Consider the following 21,308-nt stretch of genomic DNA (forward strand, 5'->3'; position numbering starts at 1 on the left):
AGACAATCAGGCGGCTTGCGCGGCCTTGATGCTTTCCTCAAGGATATCAAGACCTTCGGCAAACACTTCGTCCGGGATAGTGATCGGCGCAAGGAAGCGGATCACGTTGCCATAGACACCGCATGACAGCAGCACGAGCCCGCGCTTGAGACCCTCGGCGCGGATGCGGTTGACCATATCGGAGTTGGGCGCGTCGCCGGAGGGGGTGTTGAACTCCGCCGCGACCATGAAGCCCGGTCCGCGCACATCGACCATCTCGGGCGTGTGGGCGCGGATCTGCTCCAGCCGCTGGCGCAGACGAGAGCCAAGCTCATTGGCGCGGTTGCAAAGGTCCTCTTCCTCGATCACATCCAGCACGGCGTTGGCCGCAGCGATCCCCAGAGGATTGCCGCCATATGTGCCGCCCAGACCGCCTGGCATGGCCGCATCCATCAGATCGGCGCGCCCTGTGAGGGCGGCAAGCGGCAGACCACCGGCCAGGCCCTTGGCCATCGTGGTGATATCCGCGCAGACGTCATAGCCTTCCATCGCAAAAAGATGCCCGGTGCGCGCAAAGCCTGTCTGCACCTCATCCGCGATCAGAACGATCCCATGCGCATCACACAGCTTGCGCAACCCGCGCATCAGCTCCACAGGTGCGGGATAGAAGCCACCCTCGCCCTGCACGGGCTCAATGATGATGGCGGCCACGCGGTCGGGGTCCAGATCGGCCTTGAAGAGCTTCTCCAGCGCGCCCATCGCATGATCGGGCGTCGTGCCATGCAATTCCACCGGGAAGGGCACGTGGTAGACATCCGGCATCATCGCGCCGAAACCCTTTTTATAGGGCGCGACCTTGCCGGTCAGGGACATGCCCATGAAGGTCCGGCCATGGAACGCGCCGCCGAAGGCAATGACAGCAGGGCGGCCCGTGGCCACGCGCGCGACCTTGATCGCGTTCTCCACGGCCTCGGCGCCGGTTGTGACAAACACGGTTTTTTTCTCGAAATCGCCGGGAACCTTCTCGTTCAGACGCTCGGCCAGACGGATGTAATTCTCGTAAGGCATCACCTGATGGCAAGTGTGGGTGAAGCGCGTTGCCTGCTCTGCCACGGCGGCCATCACCTTGGGGTGGCAATGGCCGGTGTTGACCACAGCAATACCGGCGGCAAAATCGATATAGCGATTGCCCTCCACGTCCCACACTTCGGCGTTCTTGGCGTGGTCCACATAGATCTGGGTCATCATGCCAACACCTTGGCTGATAGCGTGGGTGCGGCGTTCTGCGATTTCGGCGTTCAACATATCGGTAATCCTTGTGCGGCAAGCAGGCCGGGGTTTGCTATCCCAGCATACGCCGGAATGCCGAACCTAAAAAGACGATTTCTTGCACAGGGCAAGTTGTTGAAATATCAAGATACTGAACATAAACGTTCAAAGGATTGAACATGGCGAACAAAGATGACGATGACCTGGGCCTGCGCCTGCGCGCTGTGCGCGAGCGGGCAGGCCTGTCGCAACGCGCCCTCGCAAAGCGCTCAGGCGTCCCCAACTCCACGATCTCGCTGATCGAGGCCGGCAAGGTGAACCCGTCGGTGGGGGCGCTCAAACGCATCCTCGAAGGGGTGCCCGTGGGCATGTCGGATTTCTTCGCCTTCTCGCCCGAGCCTGAGCGCAAAGTATTCTACGCCGCGGAGGAACTGACCGAGATCGGGAAGACGGGGCTATCGCTCAAGCAAGTCGGCAACAGCCTTGTGGGCCGCGCGATGATGATTCTCAAGGAGACCTATCAGCCCGGTGCAGACACCGGCCGCGTGATGTATGGCCATGAGGCCGAAGAGGGCGGTATCGTTGTCTCGGGCCGGGTCGAGGTCTGGGTGGGCGACGCGCGCAAAGTGCTTGGCCCCGGCGATGCGTATTATTTCGACAGCCGCCAGCCGCACAGGTTTCGCCAGGTCGGCCCGGAGCCCTGCGAGGTGATCAGCGCCTGCACGCCGCCCACATTTTAGCGCTTGGGTTTAAGAGCGCCGAAAGTAAGCGCTGCGAAAGATTTTTCTGGTGTGGTGTGGTGGGATGTTTTAAATAATCCCGAAAATAGATTTCGGAAAAGGTGAATTTTATGTCCCCACACGCCGCTCTGACCCCCAATACCTATGACGCAGAACCCATCCCCGAAGCGGCCCGCGCCGCCGTTGAGGCAATGCTGCAATCGGGCGACCTTTTCCGTTACACAGCCCCTCAGGACGCGCCTGTGGCCCTTCTGGAGCGGGAATTCGCCGCGATGATGGGCACGCGCTATGCACTGGCGGTCTCCAGCTGCTCGGCGGCTTTGTTCTTGTCGATCAAGGCTTTGGGCCTGCCGCGCGATGCGCGTGTGATGATCCCCGGCTTCACCTTCGCCGCCGTGCCATCATCAATCGTTCATGCCGATTGCATTCCTGTTTTGTGCGAGGTGGGCGAGAATTACCGCATTGATCTGGCAGATTTTGAAGCCAAGCTCGACGATGTGCAGGCGGTGATTATCAGCCACATGCGCGGTCATACCTCGGATATGGACGCTATTATGGCGCTTTGCGAGGCGCGCGGCCTGCCGGTGATCGAGGATGCGGCCCATTCCCTCGGGACCGAATGGCACGGACGCAAGATCGGCACAATCGGCAAGGTCGGCTGTTTCAGCTTTCAATCCTACAAGCTGGTCAATGCCGGTGAGGGCGGGATTTTGATCACTGATGACGCGGATCTGGTGGCGCGCGCGGTGATCATGTCGGGCGCATATGAGCATAACTGGGCCAAGCATATGAGCGGCGCGGATGTGGCGCTTGAGGCAGCCTTTGCCACGCATCAGAACATGCTACCCCTCTATAATTTGCGCCTGAACAACCTCAGCGCGGCGATCATCCGCCCCCAATTGGCCGAGGTGCCACGGCGCGTGGCCGATGGGCGTGCGAACCATGATTACGTGGCCGGGTTGCTCAACGAATGCCCTTGGCTCGATGTGCCTGCGTCCCTCCCCGGTGAGCTGCGCGCGCCCGATTCCATTCAGTTCAACCTTGTGGGCATGAGCGACGCCGACACGCGCGCCTTTGCGGATGCAGCGGCAGAGCGTGGCGTCAAGGTGCAGGTCTTCGGGCTGAGCCAAGACAACGCACGCGCGTTCTGGAACTGGAACTTCCTGCCGGGCGGCATCCCGGAGCTTCCCAAAACGCGCGCGATGCTGCGCATGGCCTGCGACACCCGCCTGCCCGCGCGCCTCAAGCGCGCTGAGCTGGACGTGATTGCGGGGGCCATTCTGGACGCGATCACCGACGTGACCGGACCCAAGCGCGTTTATGGGACCTGAACTGGCCTGACCTGATCAGAGGACCGTGAGGTCCGCCGCTATGAAGGGATGCCGGTCAATCGCCGGGTCCACGATGGCGCTTTGCAGGATGGGTTTGAGCGTGGCCGCCACCTCGGCGGGCATGTCTTGCAAGATGCCTTTGCGCGCCTTGAGGCTGATCGTGCGGCTGAGCGGCGCGCCGGGCAATGGCAGCACATCAATCTGATCGGCAAAACGGCGCGCCCGGCGCAAAGCCAGCGGCGTAAGAATGCTCCACCCTGTGCCTTGGCCAACCAAGGCAAGGATTGCGTGATAGCTGTCAATCTCGAACCGGAAGGGGATCGAGAGGTTTTGCCGCGCCAGATGTGCCGTGAGCATCCGGCCCATATAATGCCGCTGCGTATATTGGATAAGCGGCAGGGTCTTGAGCTGCGTCAGCAGGTCTGAATTGGGGTCAATCTGCCCTTTGGGAGCGGCCACGACAAAGCCCTCGCGCAAAAGAGGGTGCACTTCGGTCCAATCCGCCTCCCCGCCCAGCTCGGCTGCGACAATGACATCGAGCGCGCGGGCGTCCAGCAAATCATAGAGCGTGTGGCTCGCCCCGGTTTCCAGAAGGAACTGGCAGGTCTTGAGACGCCCAGCCATGTGGGTCAGCAATTGGGGCGTCACGTCAGCCTCAAAATCCTCGATCATGCCGAGGCGGAAGCGGGTGAGCACCGACAGGTCCTGCATCGCCATCTCAGCGCGGGCCTGAGCCGCCTCGTTGAGAATGGTCTGCGCGCGGCGGTGCATGATCTCGCCCGCGCGGGTCAGGCGGATGGGGCGGGCACTGCGCTCCAGCAATGTCGCGCCAATAGCGGTCTCCAGATTGGTCAATTGCTGACTGATCGTAGAGGGGCTGGCCCCAAGGCGGCGGGCGGCGGCACTGATCGAGCGTTCATCGGCGGCGGCCATGAACACCTCGATCCCCCACAGGGTGATCCGGCCCGGACTGTCGACCATGGCCTACTTGCCCAGTGTGGACAATTTGCGCTGAAGCTCCGCCAGTTGGGCCTTGATCTCGTCGAGGTTTTCATCGGCGGGCTTCGGTTTTTCAGCCGGCTCGTCGTCGGCTTTCGTGGGCATAATGCCGGGAATGCTGCCCGTCATCGCCTTCATGAACGCCTCTTGTTGCGCGCGCATCGCCTCCATGCCCGGCATGGCCGACATCGGATTGGCCTTTGTCATGTTGTCCAGCATTTTGGATTGCCCATCGCGCAGCATCTCGAAGCTGGCGGCGAGAAATTCGGGTACCACGGACGTGGCTTGGGTCGTGTAGCTGCGCACCAGATCGTTGAGCACATTGGTCGGCAGCACGCTTTCACCACGGCTTTCATGCTCGGCGATGATTTGCAAAAGGTATTGCCGCGTAAGGTCATCGCCGGATTTCAGATCAATGATCTGTACCTCGCGGCCATCGCGGATGAACTGGCTGATATCTTCCAGCGTGACGTAATCGGAGGTCTCGGTATTATACAGACGCCGGCTCGCATAGCGCTTGATCAGCAACGGTTTTATGGGGTCAGCCACGGAGGTCCCTCCTCGGAAATGCAGCGGTGCAGCAAACCCTAGCTGCATGTGCGCCAAAAAGAAAGGGCGCGCGGATGCCATGGCTTGGCGGGCGCAAGGACGAAAAAAGGCGAGCCGCAATGGCTCGCCTTCCGCAGTCTCACGCAGCGCTATCGGGAGGGACAGGCGGTGCTAACTGATCTGCTTATTTCACGCCTGCTTTTTTCGCGGCGGCGGTCAGGTCGTCTGTGGCTTTCTTGACGGCTTTGGATGCGTCTTCTTGCATGTCTTTGCCAGCGGCCATCATCAGCTCAACTGTTTCCATCTGCACTTTTTTCGCCACTTCGGCGAAGGCGGCCATGTTCTCGGCGGCGACTTCGGCGTTGGCGGATGCAAAATCTGTCATCGCTTTGGCGTAATCGGCGGGATCGGCTTTCGCTTTGGCCATGTCCGACATTTTTGCCAATGTGGTTTTGGCCCAGACGCTGGAAATTTCTGCGGATTTCTCAGCAGCGGACAGAGCAACGCCGGAGAGCTTTTCGTTCAGAGCAGCATGGCTCTTGAAAGCGTCTTCCATGGATTTGGTGTCGACGGGGAATGCGCCCATGATGTCTTTCATGACGGCGTTCATATCTTGTGCTTTAGCCATTTTCTTTGCCCTTCCGGATCTGAGCGGGTTGGTCCGCTGTTTCTGCAACTGCAAACAATATGTATGCCGCAGTGCAGAAAATCAAGTCATTTATGCTGCACTGCGGCATAAGCCCAAATCTGGCTTGGAATCAGGTGCTTGCCTTGACCCGCACATAAGATCCGGGCGCAGGCTCAAGGGATTTATACTCCGAATCGCCTGGAATACGCGCCGGAACCATCTTGCCCGAGCGTTTGCGCAACCATACCTCCCAGCGCGGCCACCAGCTTCCGTCGTGCCGCGCAGCACCCTCAAGCCACGCATCTGCGCTGCCCGCTAGATCGGCATTGGTATAGTGGCCGTATTTCTTCTTGGAGGGTGGGTTGACGATGCCCGCGATATGGCCCGATTCCGAGAGGATAAACGTCCGGTCCTTCGCCCCCATCTTTTGCACACCGCGAAAACAATCCTTCCACGCCGCAATATGGTCGGTCTGACAGGTCACCGCCAAGAGCGGCACATCCACATCCGAGAGCTTCAGACACGTGTCCAAAAGCTCAAACCCATCTTCGGCAAAGGCGTTTTGCTGGCAAAGGCCGCGCAAATACTGCGTCGTCATGCGCCCCGGAAGGTTTGCGCCATCGCCGTTCCAATAGAGCAGATCGAAGGCAGGTGGTGCCTCGCCCAGCATATAGCTGCGGATGGCGGGCGAATAGATCAGGTCTTTGGAGCGCAGATAGCTCATCGTGCGGCCCATGATGAAGGAGCGCAGAATGCCCTGCTCGGCCACTTCGGCCTCAATCCCGTCGATGAAATCATTTTGCAGGAAGGGCGTGAACTCTCCCTGCTCGGAAAAATCTGTGAGCGCAGTGAAGAGTGTCGCGGACTTCACGCTCTTGTCGCCACGCGCCTTCATCAGGGCGAGCGTCAGACAAAGCGTCGTGCCCGCGATGCAATAGCCCACGGCGTTGACCTGCTTCTGGCCCGTGATTGCCTTGGTCACCTCAAACGCCTTGAGGTAACCATCTATGATGTAATCTTCCATCCCGACATCTGCATGGGATTTGTCGGGGTTGACCCAAGACACCACAAAGAGCGTATAGCCCTGCTCGGTGATCCACTTGATCATGCTGTTTTGCGCCGTGAGGTCGAGAATGTAGAATTTGTTGATCCAGGGCGGAAACATCACGATGGGGATCGCGTGGACCTCATCGGTGGCCGGGGCGTATTGGATCAGCTCCATCATCTCGTTGCGAAAGACGACATCGCCCGGCGTCGTGGCGATGTTGCCGCCCAGCTCAAACGCCGCCTCATCCGCAAGGCGCACGATCATCTCGCCGTTATTCGCCTCCAGATCCGAGATCAGGTTCTCCAGACCCTTCACCAGCGATTCGCCCTCAGTCTCCACCGCGCGCTCCAACGCATCGGGGTTCGTGCCCAGAAAGTTGGTCGGCGACATCATATCGACGATCTGTTGCGAGAAAAACGCAAGGCGGCGCTTGTCCTTGGCGTTCAGCCCCTCGACCTCATCCGCCGCGGCCCGGATCGCTTCGGCGTTCAGAAAATACTGCTCTTTGACATAGCTGAAATATGGGTTGGTCTCCCAAAGCGGGTTGGAGAACCGTTTGTCGGGCAGTGCGTTCTTGGCCTCAATCGGTGCCTCAGCATGCGATCCGGTCAGCAGCATTTGTTGCGCTTCCATGAAGTGGCGCACCGATTTGCCCCAATACTCAAGCTGCGTTTCGTAAATCTTGCCGGGGTTCTCCAGCGCCTCGTTCCAATACGAAAGGGCTGCCTTGGCAAAAAGGTCCTGCCCCGGCCCGTTCAGGGTGGGGTTGGCGGGGTTATTCTTGGCGGCAAGAGCCTGGATCAGCCGCTGGGATAGCTCTTCAACACGCGCCAGATTGGCGTTCATCTTTTCCAAATTTTCTGGCGCATCATCGTGTTGCGTTGCCATTTTATTGTTTTCCCAATACGTTTTCTGCTATGCAGCATAAAGTCGTGTCGTCGGGAGGGACAGTGCGGCGATAAAGCCGGGCAAATGCCCCAAGGAGACGACAATGCGCTATATGGCCACTTACGACCTGATGGAAAGCCTCCGCAACGCCAATCAATGGATGGGCGCAACCGCCCTCTCCTTTGCATCATACCCGATTTTCAGCCTAACACCCAACCCCGCATTTCAGATGATGGCCGCATGGGGCGAAGTGACGGAGCGCACGTTCCAGCGCATGTCAGCCAAGCCCGATTGGGGCATCCGCACCTTCACCTGCGAAGATGGCCGCGACCATCTGGTAAGCATTGATAAAGTGGTGGAGCGTCCCTTTGGCGATCTCATCCATTTCTCGGTACCGGGCCGCAAGCCCATGAAGCGACGGATTCTCTTGGTAGCGCCCATGTCCGGACACTATGCCACGCTGCTGCGCTCGACTGTCAAAAGCCTGTTGGTACATTGCGAGGTCTATGTGACCGACTGGCACAATGCACGCGACATTCCCGTAAGCGCGGGAAAGTTCGACGTTGAGGATTACACCCTTTATCTGATGGAATTCATGCGCGCGATGGGGCCGGACACCCATGTGATCGCCGTCTGTCAGCCCGCCCCACTGGCGCTGGCCGCAACCGCCTATCTGGCAGAGCTTGAGCCAGAGGCACAACCACGCTCGCTTACCCTCATTGGTGGGCCTGTTGATCCTGACGCCGCGCCCACGGATGTGACTGACTTTGGCCGCCGCGTGACGATGGGACAGCTCGAAGAGACGATGATTCAGCGCGTGGGCTTCAAATATCCCGGCGTGGGTCGCTTGGTCTACCCCGGCCTTTTGCAGCTCAGCTCCTTCATCTCGATGAATTCTGAGATGCACACAAAAGCGTTCATGGATCAGATCGGACGCGTCGCGCGCGGCGAAGCGAGCGATAATGACCGTCACAACCGGTTCTACGACGAATACCTCTCCGTGATGGACATGCCTGCCGAGTTCTACCTCTCCACGGTTGAGCGTATTTTCAAAGGGCGCGAAGTCGCGAAGAACGAATTTGTCGTGAACGGCCATCAGGTTGATATGGGCAAGATCACCAGTGTCGCGGTGAAAACCGTCGAAGGCTCAAAGGATGACATCTCGGCGCCGGGCCAGTGTATTGCGGCGCTTGATCTTTGCACGGGCCTCCCCGATTCCAAAAAGGCGAGCCATGTTGAGGATGGCGCGGGCCATTACGGCATCTTCGCCGGGCGCAGCTGGCGCGAAAATATCCGCCCTCTGGTTCTGGATTTCATGGACGCCAATAGCGGCCCGATATCCGCCAAGAAGGCGAGCAGGAAAAAGCCCGCAAACAAGAACGCAGCTTGATATAATCTTGCAGATATGCACCTAGGCGGCTCGGGAAACTCCGAGCCGCTTTGCGTTATTGCAGCATGAGCGGCTGTTTGAGCCAGATGCGCAAAGCCTCGGTCGTGGCGTCTGGTTGCTCCAGCATCGGTAGATGACCCGCCGCTTCGATCACGCTGAGCTGTGCGTAGGGAATCAGATCAGCCAGAAACGAGTTGCGCTTGATCGGTGCAGGACCGCCATGTTCGCCGCAGAGCACCAAGGCGGGCGTCTTGCAGCGGCGCAGAACCGCCTGATAATCGCGCCTGCGTTGTTGCGCCCGCACCTGCCGGAGCAAAGTGTCAGAGCCCAGATGATCGGCCATATCGGTCACCAATGCGATGATTTCCGCGCGCATCGGGCCGGGGGCAAGATGCTCGGCCGGCAACATGCCTTGCGCAAAACCCTCCACACTGCCCGAGCGAAGCTTGATAATCAGCGGCTCCAGATCCGCCGCGCTGTGCGGGGTCTCGGCAAAGGCATTCGTGTTCATCAACGCGATCCGCCCCACCCGGTCGGGCGCGCGGCGCAGGATTTCCATCGCCACAATCCCCCCGAGCGCATGTCCAACCAGCGCGAAGCGGCGCGGCAGCACATCCAGCAAGCCCGAGGCGATCTCCTCCACCCGCTCGCCTTGGGTGATTGGCGCGATCGTGACGGCGTGATGCGGGCTGAACGCCGCAAGCTGCGGGCCAAACACCCGCGCATCACACATGATGCCCGGCACAAATACCAATGGCTCGTTCATCGCGGCTTTTCCTTCATAACTGCCCGGCGCCACCTTGGCACAGCGCCCCCTCGGGTCAACCGCTCATGGGTAGGCGATGCCCCGGAAAGGCGGAAAATCGGCATATCTTGCGCGCCGCTCCGCCTGTTTTTCAGACGGCTCGGCCCCAGCCACCAACAGCTTGCCCTTGGGCGCGATATAGCTGGAGATCGTGCGCTGAGGACGCACGCGCCATGTCAGGTTCAACGCCGCGAGCTTGGGGAAAAACCACATCTCGGAATAGGGCAGATGGTCATGGATCCACCACGCCAGATCGCGCCAATCGCGCCCCTCGGCATAGCGGTCTGCGAACCACGGGATAGCGATGGACGCGCAAGCACCCTGTACTTCGGGGCCACCCATATCCCAGATATGGTGGCCGTAATTGGCCTCGTTGCGCGCGCAGTTCAGGCCGTTTTCGTTGCCAAACCGGTTGAGGTCTGGGCTGCGATAGGCCGACCGTATGGCGATCCGGCCAAAGGTCTCTTCCAACGGATCAAGCAGGTTTTCACAAAGGCCTCTGCCATTTTTGATTGCTATATCAGGGTTTTCAGGAACGTTTTGAAGGCAATGTATGTTGCCAATCTCGGAATAAAGAAAATCGCGCATGAAGAAGTGTTTGGACAGCCGGACCCGCCCAAGATCTTCGAGCGATCTCATGCTAGCTGGTCGCTTCACGATGCTGCCCCTTTAGTCATTTTTTAATCAACCTTGACATATAGGTGATTGTTTCAGCTATGTTTTTGAAAGCTCCAGAGCCTCTGTCACAGCCGCTTCAATCAACTTAAGGCAGCCCTCATCGGAGAAACGATGGTCCGCCCCGTCAACCAGAGTAAGCCGCATGTCCGCCCCCTCAGAGTGTTCCAAAAGCCGCAAGGCTACCGACTTATCCACATCTGCATCTGCGGTGCCTTGTAGAAATCGAACAGGAAAGGGCAATTGCAGCGGGCTGCGCAGAACCAGGTGATCCCGCCCGTCTTCAATGAGCCGCCGCGTGATAATATAGGGCTCATCATAATCGCTGGGCAGGCTGACCTGCCCGTCCGCCTCAAGGGCTGCACGTTGGGCCACGTCAAAGCCCGCCCACATGCTATCTTCGGTGAAATCAGGGGCCGCCGCGATGGTCACAAGCCCTGCCAACCGTTCAGGCTGTGCGCGCGCCAGCAAGAGGGCGATCCAGCCGCCCATGGAGGACCCCACCAGAAGCTGCGGCCCCTCCAACATATCCAAGACCGCGCCCGCATCCGCGGCCCAATCTCCGATACAACCATCCGTGAAAGCCTCCGAGGACGCGCCGTGCCCGGAATAGTCAAACCGGACAAAACCGCGCCCGGTGCGCCGCGCCCAAGTCTCAAGTGCGACGGCCTTTGTTCCATTCATGTCGGACTTGAAACCGCCCAAAAACATAACGCCGGGCGATGTGCCCGGCGTCTGGTGATAGGCAATCTGCCTACCCGTCTGGGTTTCAAGAAAACTGATCTCGCTCATGCCCTGCCCCTAAATCCCTACGCGCATTACCCTCCCGTAATGCGCGCCGATTGGCAAGACAGCCGGATCAACCACCCACGTAGGTGTTGGACGGACGATAAAAGACCTTTTGATTGTGCAGACGGCCCAGAAGGTTGTGGATCTTGCGCACCCGGCGCTCCGGCTCGATCTCGTTTGTCGGCGCTTCCGCTTGAATAAGCTGGCTGCTCAGTTCCGCTTTGGTTTGGCGCAACGCGGCCTCGATCAGGTCCATGTCCTCGATCGAAAGCTCAATATTTGAATTAAACTTAGGCATATCATCGCTCCTTTTACCCGGTCCGCAGTGAACCGCTCTGATGGGTAGTCCTAGCCTACCCGTTCGCGCTTTCCAAGATAAAAATCGTTGTGCGTCAAATAGTTACATATGCGTTCGCATACAAATGCACACAATGGACCGCATGCAATTGCACACGGTAAGGCAGTTATCGGTCCGTGACGGCTTGACTTGCACCGCCCGCGCAGCCAAACAGAGCGCTCACCCGCAACCGGGCGCACCTGTAGGCGCCAAACCGACGAGGAGCGCCACAAATGGCCCAAATCTCTCTCACCTTTCCCGATGGCAATGCGCGCAGTTTCGCGCCCGGCGTGACCCCTTTTGAGGTTGCCGCCGACATCTCCAAGTCTTTGAGCAAGAAAGCTATTTCCGCCACAGTGGACGGCCAGCACTGGGACCTACAATGGCCCATCAAAGCCGACGCACAGATCGCCATCCACACCATGGCCGACGAAGAGCAGGCCAATGAGCTTGTGCGCCACGATCTGGCCCATGTGATGGCCCGCGCGGTGCAGGAAATCTGGCCCGATGTGAAGGTCACAATCGGCCCCGTGATCAAGGACGGTTGGTATTACGATTTCGACCGCGCAGAGGCGTTTTCTCCCGAGGACCTCGCCACCATCGAGAAGAAAATGCGCGAGATTATCAACCTGCGCGACCCCGTGCGCACCGAAATCTGGGACCGTGCGCGCGCAGTGAAGCATTATGAGGACGCGGGCGAGCCCTTCAAAGTGGAGCTGATCGAGGCGATTCCCGGCGATGAGCCGCTGCGCATGTATTGGCATGGCGAGTGGCAGGATCTCTGCCGTGGTCCGCACCTGCAACATACCGGACAGCTGCCTGCGGACGCGTTCAAGCTGATGAGCATCGCGGGGGCCTATTGGCGCGGTGACAGCAGCCGCCAAATGCTACAACGCATCTATGGCGTGGCGTTTACCTCCAAGGAAAAGTTCAAGGCACATATGAATATGCTGGAGGAGGCCGCGAAACGCGATCACCGCAAGCTGGGCCGCGAGATGGACCTCTTTCACATGCAAGAAGAGGCGCGCGGCCAGATTTTCTGGCACCCCAATGGCTGGACCATCTACACGCTTTTGCAGGATTACGTGCGCCGCAAGCAACGCGCGGGCGGCTATGTCGAGGTGAACACGCCACAAGTGGTGGACCGCCAGCTCTGGGTCGATTCGGGGCATTGGGAGAAGTACCAAGAGAACATGTTCATCGTTGAGGTCGACGAAGATCACGCCCGCGAAAAGGCTGTGAACGCGCTCAAACCCATGAACTGCCCCTGCCATGTGCAGATTTTCAACCAAGGTTTGAAGTCCTATCGCGACCTGCCCCTGCGCATGGCCGAGTTTGGGTCGTGCAACCGCTATGAGCCATCGGGCGCGCTCCACGGGATCATGCGTGTGCGCGGGTTTACCCAAGACGATGGGCATATCTTCTGCCGCGAGGATCAGATTGAGGCGGAGACGGCTGAGTTCATCCGCTTCCTGTCGGAGGTCTACAAGGACCTTGGGTTTGAAAACTTCAACGTGAAATTCTCGGACCGGCCTGAAAAACGCTCGGGCAGTGATGAGGTATGGGACAAGGCCGAGGCGGCGCTCCTGAGTGCCACGCGCGCGGCAGGGATCGAGCCTGAGCTTAATCCCGGTGAGGGCGCGTTTTATGGCCCCAAGCTGGAGTTTGTCCTAACCGACGCGATTGGGCGCGATTGGCAATGCGGCACGCATCAGGTGGATTTCGTCCTGCCTGAGCGTCTGGACGCCAACTATATCGCCGAGGATGGCGCGAAGCACCGCCCCGTGATGCTGCACCGTGCCACGCTTGGGTCATTTGAGCGGTTCATCGGCATCTTGATCGAGGAACACGCGGGCAAGCTGCCGTTCTGGCTGGCCCCGCGCCAGGTTGTCGTCGCCTCCATCATATCGGACGCAGATGATTACGTGAACGAGGTGGTCGCCACCTTGCGTGCCCAAGGCATCCGGGCCGAAGCCGATATCCGCAACGAGAAGATCAACTATAAGGTCCGCGAACACTCGGTTGGCAAAGTGCCCGTGATCCTCGCCTGCGGGATGCGCGAAGTGGAGGACCGCACCGTGTCTGTGCGCCGCCTTGGCGAAAAACAAACCTCAATGGCCAGCCTTGAGGATGTAACAATTGAGCTCGCGCGTTCATCAACACCGCCCGATCTTTTGTAACATTTGCCCGGTTTGCGGCGGAGAAGTGCGCAGGATTGCGTGCAGACCCCTCACAAACCGGGAAATTCCCCCATGTTTTCAATGGCGCAGTCTCAGCACCTCATAACGCGGCCTTGACACACGCGTGTCTAACAGTCCTGTGATTGGCGTTCTACTACCTTTCCCCGCTAAGGTTCCCTCATCGCCACAAAAGGCTGGTCGGGACATCTATAGCCCCACAGTCAAAATAGCAGGCGATCTGAAACAAGAACCCAACGGGAGAAACCCAATATGTCGAATATCATGAAAACCGTCGCAATCGCCGGCGCCGTCACAGCCGCTCTGGCCGCTCAAACCACCACAGCCCAAGCCATGGATCAGGAAAAGTGCTACGGTATCTCGCTTGCTGGCGAAAACGACTGCAAAGCAGGAGCTGGCACCACATGTGCGGGCTCCTCGACCGTCGATTATCAGGGCAACGCCTGGAAGCTTGTTGACGCGGGCACCTGCGTGACCATGTCCAAAGATGGCGACCGCATGGGCTCGCTTGAGCCACTGGACCGTGACCTGCCGTCCTAAATTATGATAAGGGGTGCGCAGGGGTCTCCTTGCGCACCCTTTTTATTTAATCCCGGAGCCTGCCATGTTGGACGCCCGCCACTTTTCCGCCCTGCCCCCCGGCCCGGGCGTTGGATACAAACCCCAACATTATTCGGCCATAATGGACAACCCTGCCCCGGTAGAGTGGCTGGAAATCCATGCCGAGAATTACATGAGCGATGGTGGTCGCTCGATAGCACAGCTACGCCACCTCTCCGAGCGCTTCGCGATCTCGGTGCACGGGGTTGGCCTGAGCATTGGCGGCGAAGGCCCGCTTGACCCCGACCACCTTGCCCGGCTCAAAACGCTCTGCGACTGGGTGAACCCCGCAAGCTTTTCAGAACACCTGGCGTGGTCCAGCCATGATAACGCCTATTTGAATGACCTTTTGCCCCTCCCCTACACCGCCGAAACCCTCACACGCGTGGCGGATCACATCGACGCGCTGCAAGAGGCGATTGGCCGCCCGATGCTCTTGGAGAACCCATCGAGCTATCTCGCGTTTGAGGAAAGCACGTTGGAGGAGACAACATTTCTGGCCGAGCTTTCTGCGCGGACCGGATGCGGCTTGCTGCTTGATGTGAACAACGTCTTTATTTCCGCCACCAATCTCAGGCTCGATCCACGCGCCTATATTGATGCCTTTCCCCTTGATAAGGTGGGGGAAATCCATCTTGGCGGGCATCACGAGGATGACGCAGACCACGGCGCACCACTTTTGATCGACAGCCATGGGTGTGAGGTCGCCGACCCTGTCTGGGCACTGCTTGAATATACGCTCGAACGCTCCGGCCCGCGCCCTTTGCTGATTGAATGGGATGCCGATGTGCCCGAATGGCCCGTCCTTGCCGCTGAGGCGCAGCGCGCCGCAAAAGCGTTGGCGCAGGTCCCGGCGTGAGCGTCACCCAATCCGCCTTTCGCGCGGCCCTTCTGGACAATACCAAAGCCGTGCCCGAAGGCCTCACCGACGGTCAGGGCCGCCCCGCGGGCCCGCGTTTTTCTGTCTACCGCAACAATGTGGCCGTCAGCCTGACCGAGGCGCTGGAGGTCAGCTTTCCAGCAATCCGCAAACTGATCGGGGATGAGAATTTTCGTGGGCTGATGGGCATCTTCTTGCGCCAGCATCCGCCAACCGCCCCGATGATCAGCCAATATGGCGACGCCCTGCCCGGCTTTATCGAGGGTTTCTCGCAGCTCAACCATCTGGGATACCTCCCCGATGTCGCACGGCTGGAACAGGCTTTGCGCGAATCCTATCATTCGGCAGATGCGGACCCGATTGACCCCGCACTTTTGCAAAGCCTTGCACCGGATGCCCTGATGGGTGCGCATCTTACGCTTGCGCCCGCACTTCACCTTATCCGCTCAGAGTGGCCCGTGCATCAGATCTGGGCTTATAATATGGAGGATGGCGCGCCCAAGCCCACGGGCGGCGCGCAAGACGTCCTCGTGACGCGTCCTCAGTTTGATCCCGTCGCCGCCCCCCTGCCCTCGGGCGGGGCTGCGTTCATCGCCGCACTGGCCGAGGGCCAAACCTTTGGCACCGCTTTTGAGGCCGCCAGCGAGGCCCCTGATTTCGACCTGACCCCAACCCTCTCGGCCCTGATCACAGGCCGTGCCATCATCCAGATCACCCCCGGAGACATATAATGAATACGCTGATTTCCCTGCATAACTCCGTCTTCGGGAGACTTCATCAAGCGGATGGCGCGCTCAGCCTGCTGGCGCGTTTCCTGTTTGCCGCGATCTTTCTCATATACTTTTGGGTGTCGGGTCTGACCAAGCTTGGCGACGGATTTTTCGGGCTCTTCAGCCCATCGCTCGGGGCCTATGCGCAGATCTTCCCGCGCGCGATGGAAGCGGCTGGCTATGACGCGAGCCAGCTTACCTTCTTCCACACGATCGTCGTTCTGGCTGGCACATGGGCTGAGTTCATCTTGCCCATTCTGATCATCATCGGGCTTTTCACACGCCTTGCCGCGCTTGGCATGGTCGGCTTTATTGCTGTGCAGACAGCCACCGATCTCATCGGCCACGGTGTGGCGTCCGAGGCGGCAACGGTCGGCGCGTGGTTCGACAAAGCACCGGATTCGATGATCATGGACCAGCGCGTGCTCTGGGTCTTCCTCCTCCTCGTGCTGGTGGTCAAAGGCGCAGGCGCGCTGTCGCTTGATCGCATCCTGAAAGAGCGCGTGGCGACCAAGGACTAGCCCGTGCGTGACTAGGCCGTGAGTGCTGCCTGCACGTCCTTGCCCCACCCCAGATAAAGCGTGCCACCCGCATCGATAAGTGGACGCTTCATCAGCGCCGGATGTGCCGCAATGAGGTCCAACGGCGCGCCGGCGCGCTCCGCCTCGCTGAGGCCCCGCCACGTGGTTGACCGCGTATTCAGCAAATCGTCGCCGAATTGAGCATAGGCCCGCGCAAGAACATCTGCGGGCACGCCATCGGCGCGGACATCGCGCAGCTCCGCGCTCGGCAATGCTTTCAATGCCTTACGGCAGGTGTCGCAGTTTTTCAGACCATAAAGAACCATCAAAACATCCTTCCTCGCGCCCCCTGCACCGCACAAGGCGGCACAAGCTTTCACTTGATTTTTACACACTCCATGCAATCTTTAATAGTGCAGGCTGGGTGTGCAACTCAAGCGCGGCTCCGCCCACGCGCAAACCTAAAACTGCATGACCGGCAATTGGACCGGGACGAAGACAAGAAGGAGAAGCGGCATGCCCAGTGGCACCGTGAAGTGGTTCAATACAACCAAAGGGTACGGATTTATCGCACCCGACCAAGGCGGCAGTGATGTGTTCGTGCATATCTCGGCCGTAGAACGCTCGGGGCTGACCGGCCTCGCGGATAACCAGAAGGTCAGCTACGAGCTTCAGGAAGGCCGTGATGGGCGGGAGATGGCGTCGGATCTGACGCTGCTCTGACAGGGCTCTTTGACGTCGCACGATTGCGGCGCAAGGGTAGGAAGTTTTTCCGGGTCGCAAAACATCGCGGCGCCGGTGGAATGGATTTTACGCATTTTTTCTGGGAAACCCTGCCTCGGTCATGCTTGTGGCGGATACAAAAAGGGCGTGCCCTTTGGCACGCCCTGAAGTCTTTGAAGCGCTGCGCGTTATGAGCAGCCTTTGGTCCCAACGGGGCAATGGGCCCGCGCAGAATAGTGCTTGTGAACTTTTTTCTTGGGCGTGGGATGCTGCATCACCTGTTGATAGGTCTGATGCTGGTTCGGCACGCCGCAGCAGATCACACCCGAGATTGTCACAGGCTGTAGCCCGGTGGGGCAGAAATTCTCATGCGACGGCACGTCATAGATCTTTGCATCACCTGCCGCTGCGGGTGTTGTGCTCAGCATCGCCAAGGCGATCCCGGTGGAAATGGTCGTCAAAATGCGCATTGCGTCCCTCATTATATTGTTACTGTGCCACCAATCATTGACAGATATGCTAAACAAGCCTGCGGACCTGTCAATTTCTTATCCTCTGCGCGCTGTGCAAACCCTTCCCCTGCCGCGTCTACACCGCGATACTCAGCGCAATTTCGTCAGCGTTTTGGCCAACATCACCGACGCCGGGACCGCCAGCACAAACCCTGCGCCCGCCGCGATCAAAAGGTTGGATACGGTATCATATCCCATCACCAGCGCCGCGATGATCGCCGTGCCCGCAAGGGTCGATCCGATGAAAAGATGCAACGTGAATGTGAGCCAGAACATATGTGCCTCCTGTGGTTCGACACACAGCTATCAGGCCCGAGGCGAAGCGGCTTTGATTTAGGTCAGATTGCAGCGAGGAAGCACGTTAGGATAACACACCGCGCCCGAACCGAGGGGTGGGTGCAAAGCGCCCACCCCGTGGGGGCGGTTCGGGCGCTGCCAAATCAGAGATTTGGCACTTGGTAAGATCGCTACAATAACGGTCCAAGAAAAAGACCAGCGCAAAATTCAAAGATGCCGTTAGGAGGCATCCCTAAATCTCGATATCTAATGCTTCTGGCACACTTTTCTTAATCATGGCTACTAAGGCATCCAACCGCTCCCACGCCTTTGATGCCAAGTCATTGGCTTCCAGCGACAACGTAATCAGTTGATCATACTCTTCTTGTGTGACAGTTTCGCAAGGCTTAAATCCTGTTCTCAAAACCCCACCAATCAGTTCTGGCACGGTATGCTGCGCGACAAACAGACCTAATACTTCAAGATCCGCGACAAAGGCTGAGAGCTTTTCATTGAGCTCTTTATGCTGGAATTCTAATTTTCCTGTTTCATGCCGGCGTCGCAAATTGTTGACCTGAGAGTATAGATTCGCGTCAACAAATTGGAACAAATCCGTATCTTTGAGCAAGTATCTAAATTCGTTTGAGTGAAGCCTAATAAAATCTCTTGCCACCCTAATATCATTTGGACTTGATACTCTAAGTTGAACTTCTTCACTGAATTTAAACTCGGTAAAAACCCAGACCACTAAAAGGGTAGAAAAAGCAAAAATAGCCTCGGGATTTGATAAAACCTCTTTTAAATCAGAAGGCCATAACAACCAACATAGCGCAGCTATGGCCGCCGCTCCCGACCCTATTCTGGCCAAAGTTTGCCGAATTCTAGCCATCCACGTTCACCTATACATAACATACAGCCCAAGTGCGGCCGCAATTGGCTACGCCAATCACTTACCCGCACCCGCCCTAAAAATCGAACAGCTTAGCTGTCCATCTTCAGCGCACTAATAAACGCCTCCTGCGGGATATCCACTTTGCCAAACTGGCGCATTTTCTTCTTCCCGGCCTTCTGCTTATCCAGCAGTTTGCGCTTGCGGGTCGCGTCCCCGCCATAGCATTTCGCCGTCACGTCTTTGCGCATCGCCGACAATGTCTCGCGTGCAATGACTTTCCCGCCGATTGCCGCCTGAATGGGGATCTTGAACATGTGGCGCGGGATGAGGTCTTTGAGCTTTTCGACCATCGCCCGCCCGCGCAGCTCGGCCCGGTCGCGGTGCACCATCATCGACAGCGCGTCCACCGGCTCATCATTCACCAGAACAGACATTTTCACGAGGTGATCCTCGCGGTAGCCCACCATCTGATAATCGAACGATGCATAGCCCTTGGTCACCGATTTCAGCCGGTCGTAGAAATCAAACACCACCTCGTTGAGCGGCAGATCATAGACCACCATCGCGCGGCTGCCTGCATAGGTCAGATCCTCTTGAATCCCGCGCCGGTCCTGGCAGAGCTTCAACACATCGCCCAGATACTCATCTGGCACCAGGATCGTCGCCCTGATCCGCGGCTCCTCCAGATGGTCCACCGTGCTCATGTCGGGCATGTCGGCGGGGTTATGGAGCGGCTCCATCGTGCCGTCTTTCAGGTAGATATGATAGATGACCGAGGGCGCGGTCGTGATGAGTTCGATATCGTATTCACGCTCGATCCGGTCGCGGATCACTTCAAGGTGCAAAAGACCCAAGAAACCACACCGAAAGCCAAACCCGAGCGCCGCAGATGTTTCCATCTCCGAGCTGAAGGACGCATCATTGAGCGCGAGTTTCTCAATCGCGTCGCGCAGGTCCTCGAATTGCGAGCTGTCCACCGGGAAAAGCCCACAGAACACCACCGGCACCGAAGGCTGGAACCCCGGCAGGGGCGCTTCGCAGGAGCGTTTGTCATGTGTGATCGTATCGCCCACCTTGGTGTCGCGCACCTGCTTTATCGAGGCTGTGATGAAGCCGATCTCGCCGGGGCCAAGCTCGTCGATCACCGTCATCGCAGGGCGGAAGACGCCGATACGGTCCACCTGATGGACGGACCCGTTTTGCATCATCCGCACCCGGTCGCCCTTTTTCAGAACGCCGTCCATGATCCGCACAAGGACAATCACGCCGAGATAGGAATCGTACCAGCTATCAACCAGCATCGCCTTGAGCGGCGCGTCGCGATCCCCCTTGGGGGCGGGCAGGTTGGCGATGATCGATTCCAGCGTCTCGGTGATGCCTTCCCCGGTCTTGGCGCTCACCCGGATGGCACCGCTTGCGTCAATGCCGATCACATCCTCGATCTGCTCGGCCACGCGGTCACATTCGCTGGCGGGCAGGTCAATCTTGTTCAGCACCGGCACGATCTCATGATCCGCATCAATCGCATGATATACATTGGCCAGCGTCTGCGCCTCCACGCCTTGCGTGCTGTCGACCACCAGAAGAGAGCCCTCAACCGCGCGCATCGAGCGGCTAACCTCATAGGCGAAATCCACATGGCCGGGCGTGTCGATCAGGTTGAGCACATACTCCTCGCCATTATGGGCGGTATAGTTGATGCGCACCGTCTGGGCCTTGATCGTGATGCCACGCTCACGCTCAATGTCCATACTGTCCAGCATTTGCTCCTTCATGTCCCGTTCCGCGACCGTGTTGGTCTGCTGGATCAGGCGATCGGCAAGCGTGGATTTACCGTGGTCAATATGCGCCACGATGGAGAAGTTCCGGATATGTGCGAGGTCTGTCATGGGCTTGGATATGATGCGCTTTGGGGGGTTGGTCAAGCGCGATAGAGTGCCGGGACGCATGGCCGCGGGATGGCCCTTTCGGTGTGGCCACACACATGTTCTGAATTGAAAAACCTCCACGGCTGGGGCACTATTGGCAAAATGGCGCGGGCAAGGGGGATATCACCCCATCAAAAGACCCGTCGATATGAGGCAAGAGCGATGAAAAACCTTCTGATTGCGGGATTGATCCTGACGCTGGCGGGCTGCGGTGGCGGCGACCGTTTCAAAATGACTGACCGGGGCGCGTCCTCGAACACATCCTCCATTCCGCGCTCTGCGCCGCGGGCCACAGGGCCGATCAGCACGGCCTGCCTCACCTCGGATCGCAAGGCACGCAGCCGCCCACTCTGCCGCTGCATTCAGGCCGTGGCCGATCAGACGCTGACCAGCTCGCAGCAACGCCGCGCCGTGAAGTTCTACTCCGACCCGCATCTAGCGCAGCAAATCCGGCAATCGGACCGCAACAGCGACGAAGTGTTCTGGGACGCGTATGTGGAATACGGCAGACGCGCCAGCGCCACCTGCAGCTAAGCGCGCAACCTACGGGGTAGCGGCGGTGAGGCCATCAAGGCTGTTGG

At 58.7% G+C, this 21,308-nt stretch carries 24 protein-coding genes; 10 read left to right on the forward strand and 14 right to left on the reverse strand.

Annotated elements, in window-relative coordinates; translation table 11 throughout:
• Positions 1–6: 6 nt before the first annotated feature.
• The gene (locus tag KUD11_RS00325) at positions 7–1,284 is read right to left on the reverse strand and encodes a 4-aminobutyrate--2-oxoglutarate transaminase (RefSeq protein WP_109387616.1); all 1,278 of its coding nucleotides are present in this window, start codon (positions 1,282–1,284) and stop codon (positions 7–9) included.
• A 143-nt stretch (positions 1,285–1,427) separates the two neighbouring features.
• Here KUD11_RS00325 and KUD11_RS00330 point away from each other — a divergent pair, with 143 nt between their 5' ends.
• Together KUD11_RS00330 and KUD11_RS00335 are read left to right on the forward strand one after the other, a co-directional pair.
• On the forward strand, positions 1,428–1,988 hold the full coding sequence (locus tag KUD11_RS00330) for a cupin domain-containing protein (protein WP_109387614.1): 561 nt from the start codon (positions 1,428–1,430) through the stop codon (positions 1,986–1,988).
• 110 nt (positions 1,989–2,098) lie between these two features.
• Positions 2,099–3,319: a DegT/DnrJ/EryC1/StrS family aminotransferase gene (locus tag KUD11_RS00335; protein ID WP_109387612.1), complete on the forward strand. Its 1,221-nt coding sequence runs from the start codon at positions 2,099–2,101 to the stop codon at positions 3,317–3,319.
• Between the two features lie 15 nt (positions 3,320–3,334).
• On the opposite strand, the gene KUD11_RS00340 is transcribed toward KUD11_RS00335, so the two are convergent.
• From KUD11_RS00340 to KUD11_RS00355, 4 genes are all read right to left on the reverse strand, one after another.
• Positions 3,335–4,300, reverse strand: coding sequence for a LysR family transcriptional regulator (locus KUD11_RS00340; protein ID WP_109387610.1), 966 nt, complete (start codon positions 4,298–4,300; stop codon positions 3,335–3,337).
• 3 nt (positions 4,301–4,303) lie between these two features.
• Positions 4,304–4,867, reverse strand: a complete 564-nt coding sequence (gene phaR / locus KUD11_RS00345; protein ID WP_109388436.1) for a polyhydroxyalkanoate synthesis repressor PhaR — start codon at positions 4,865–4,867, stop codon at positions 4,304–4,306.
• A gap of 184 nt (positions 4,868–5,051) precedes the next feature.
• On the reverse strand, positions 5,052–5,495 hold the full coding sequence (locus tag KUD11_RS00350; RefSeq protein ID WP_109387608.1) for a phasin, PhaP: 444 nt from the start codon (positions 5,493–5,495) through the stop codon (positions 5,052–5,054).
• Between the two features lie 130 nt (positions 5,496–5,625).
• Positions 5,626–7,431: a PHA/PHB synthase family protein gene (locus KUD11_RS00355; protein WP_109387606.1), complete on the reverse strand. Its 1,806-nt coding sequence runs from the start codon at positions 7,429–7,431 to the stop codon at positions 5,626–5,628.
• A 103-nt stretch (positions 7,432–7,534) separates the two neighbouring features.
• On the opposite strand from KUD11_RS00355, the gene phaZ reads away from it, so the two are divergent.
• Positions 7,535–8,821 (forward strand): polyhydroxyalkanoate depolymerase, encoded by a 1,287-nt coding sequence (phaZ, locus tag KUD11_RS00360; RefSeq protein WP_109387604.1) that lies wholly within the window; start codon positions 7,535–7,537, stop codon positions 8,819–8,821.
• Between the two features lie 55 nt (positions 8,822–8,876).
• On the opposite strand, the gene KUD11_RS00365 is transcribed toward phaZ, so the two are convergent.
• From KUD11_RS00365 to KUD11_RS00380, 4 genes are all read right to left on the reverse strand, one after another.
• Complete coding sequence (locus tag KUD11_RS00365; protein WP_109387602.1) at positions 8,877–9,587, reverse strand: alpha/beta fold hydrolase; 711 nt, start codon at positions 9,585–9,587, stop codon at positions 8,877–8,879.
• Positions 9,588–9,650: 63 nt separating this feature from the next.
• Positions 9,651–10,265 (reverse strand): hypothetical protein, encoded by a 615-nt coding sequence (locus tag KUD11_RS00370; protein ID WP_109387600.1) that lies wholly within the window; start codon positions 10,263–10,265, stop codon positions 9,651–9,653.
• A 75-nt stretch (positions 10,266–10,340) separates the two neighbouring features.
• Positions 10,341–11,093 carry an alpha/beta fold hydrolase gene (locus tag KUD11_RS00375; protein WP_109387598.1) on the reverse strand — a complete coding sequence of 251 codons (753 nt, stop codon included), beginning with the start codon at positions 11,091–11,093 and terminating at the stop codon, positions 10,341–10,343.
• A 67-nt stretch (positions 11,094–11,160) separates the two neighbouring features.
• Complete coding sequence (locus KUD11_RS00380; RefSeq protein WP_109387596.1) at positions 11,161–11,388, reverse strand: hypothetical protein; 228 nt, start codon at positions 11,386–11,388, stop codon at positions 11,161–11,163.
• Between the two features lie 272 nt (positions 11,389–11,660).
• On the opposite strand from KUD11_RS00380, the gene thrS reads away from it, so the two are divergent.
• The 5 genes from thrS (at position 11,661) to KUD11_RS00405 (ending at position 16,396) form a co-directional block, all read left to right on the forward strand.
• Positions 11,661–13,607 (forward strand): threonine--tRNA ligase, encoded by a 1,947-nt coding sequence (thrS, locus tag KUD11_RS00385; RefSeq protein WP_109387594.1) that lies wholly within the window; start codon positions 11,661–11,663, stop codon positions 13,605–13,607.
• A 270-nt stretch (positions 13,608–13,877) separates the two neighbouring features.
• Complete coding sequence (locus tag KUD11_RS00390; RefSeq protein WP_109387592.1) at positions 13,878–14,165, forward strand: BufA1 family periplasmic bufferin-type metallophore; 288 nt, start codon at positions 13,878–13,880, stop codon at positions 14,163–14,165.
• A gap of 64 nt (positions 14,166–14,229) precedes the next feature.
• Positions 14,230–15,084, forward strand: a complete 855-nt coding sequence (gene bufB, locus KUD11_RS00395) for an MNIO family bufferin maturase (RefSeq protein WP_109387590.1) — start codon at positions 14,230–14,232, stop codon at positions 15,082–15,084.
• Positions 15,081–15,836, forward strand: a complete 756-nt coding sequence (locus tag KUD11_RS00400) for an HvfC/BufC N-terminal domain-containing protein (RefSeq protein WP_109387589.1) — start codon at positions 15,081–15,083, stop codon at positions 15,834–15,836. Before bufB ends, KUD11_RS00400 begins: the two co-directional genes overlap by 4 nt.
• Positions 15,836–16,396, forward strand: a complete 561-nt coding sequence (locus KUD11_RS00405; RefSeq protein WP_109387587.1) for a DoxX family membrane protein — start codon at positions 15,836–15,838, stop codon at positions 16,394–16,396. Before KUD11_RS00400 ends, KUD11_RS00405 begins: the two co-directional genes overlap by 1 nt.
• A gap of 11 nt (positions 16,397–16,407) precedes the next feature.
• Here the strand turns inward: KUD11_RS00405 and KUD11_RS00410 are convergent, their stop codons facing one another.
• Positions 16,408–16,722 (reverse strand): arsenate reductase family protein, encoded by a 315-nt coding sequence (locus KUD11_RS00410; protein ID WP_109387585.1) that lies wholly within the window; start codon positions 16,720–16,722, stop codon positions 16,408–16,410.
• Positions 16,723–16,912: 190 nt separating this feature from the next.
• On the opposite strand from KUD11_RS00410, the gene KUD11_RS00415 reads away from it, so the two are divergent.
• Positions 16,913–17,119 carry a cold-shock protein gene (locus KUD11_RS00415; protein WP_109387583.1) on the forward strand — a complete coding sequence of 69 codons (207 nt, stop codon included), beginning with the start codon at positions 16,913–16,915 and terminating at the stop codon, positions 17,117–17,119.
• 188 nt (positions 17,120–17,307) lie between these two features.
• Here KUD11_RS00415 and KUD11_RS00420 read toward each other — a convergent pair whose 3' ends face one another.
• From KUD11_RS00420 to lepA, 4 genes are all read right to left on the reverse strand, one after another.
• On the reverse strand, positions 17,308–17,589 hold the full coding sequence (locus KUD11_RS00420) for a hypothetical protein (protein WP_181375334.1): 282 nt from the start codon (positions 17,587–17,589) through the stop codon (positions 17,308–17,310).
• 132 nt (positions 17,590–17,721) lie between these two features.
• Positions 17,722–17,907, reverse strand: coding sequence for a CTP synthetase (locus tag KUD11_RS00425; protein WP_109387581.1), 186 nt, complete (start codon positions 17,905–17,907; stop codon positions 17,722–17,724).
• Between the two features lie 253 nt (positions 17,908–18,160).
• Complete coding sequence (locus KUD11_RS00430) at positions 18,161–18,796, reverse strand: hypothetical protein (protein ID WP_146190874.1); 636 nt, start codon at positions 18,794–18,796, stop codon at positions 18,161–18,163.
• 92 nt (positions 18,797–18,888) lie between these two features.
• Positions 18,889–20,688 (reverse strand): translation elongation factor 4, encoded by a 1,800-nt coding sequence (gene lepA / locus KUD11_RS00435; protein WP_109387577.1) that lies wholly within the window; start codon positions 20,686–20,688, stop codon positions 18,889–18,891.
• 201 nt (positions 20,689–20,889) lie between these two features.
• Between lepA and KUD11_RS00440 the strand changes: the two genes are divergently transcribed.
• Complete coding sequence (locus KUD11_RS00440; RefSeq protein WP_109387575.1) at positions 20,890–21,261, forward strand: hypothetical protein; 372 nt, start codon at positions 20,890–20,892, stop codon at positions 21,259–21,261.
• Positions 21,262–21,308: the final 47 nt, after the last annotated feature.

It is taken from the genome of Roseovarius carneus (assembly GCF_020141465.1).
GTDB lineage: Bacteria > Pseudomonadota > Alphaproteobacteria > Rhodobacterales > Rhodobacteraceae > Roseovarius > Roseovarius carneus.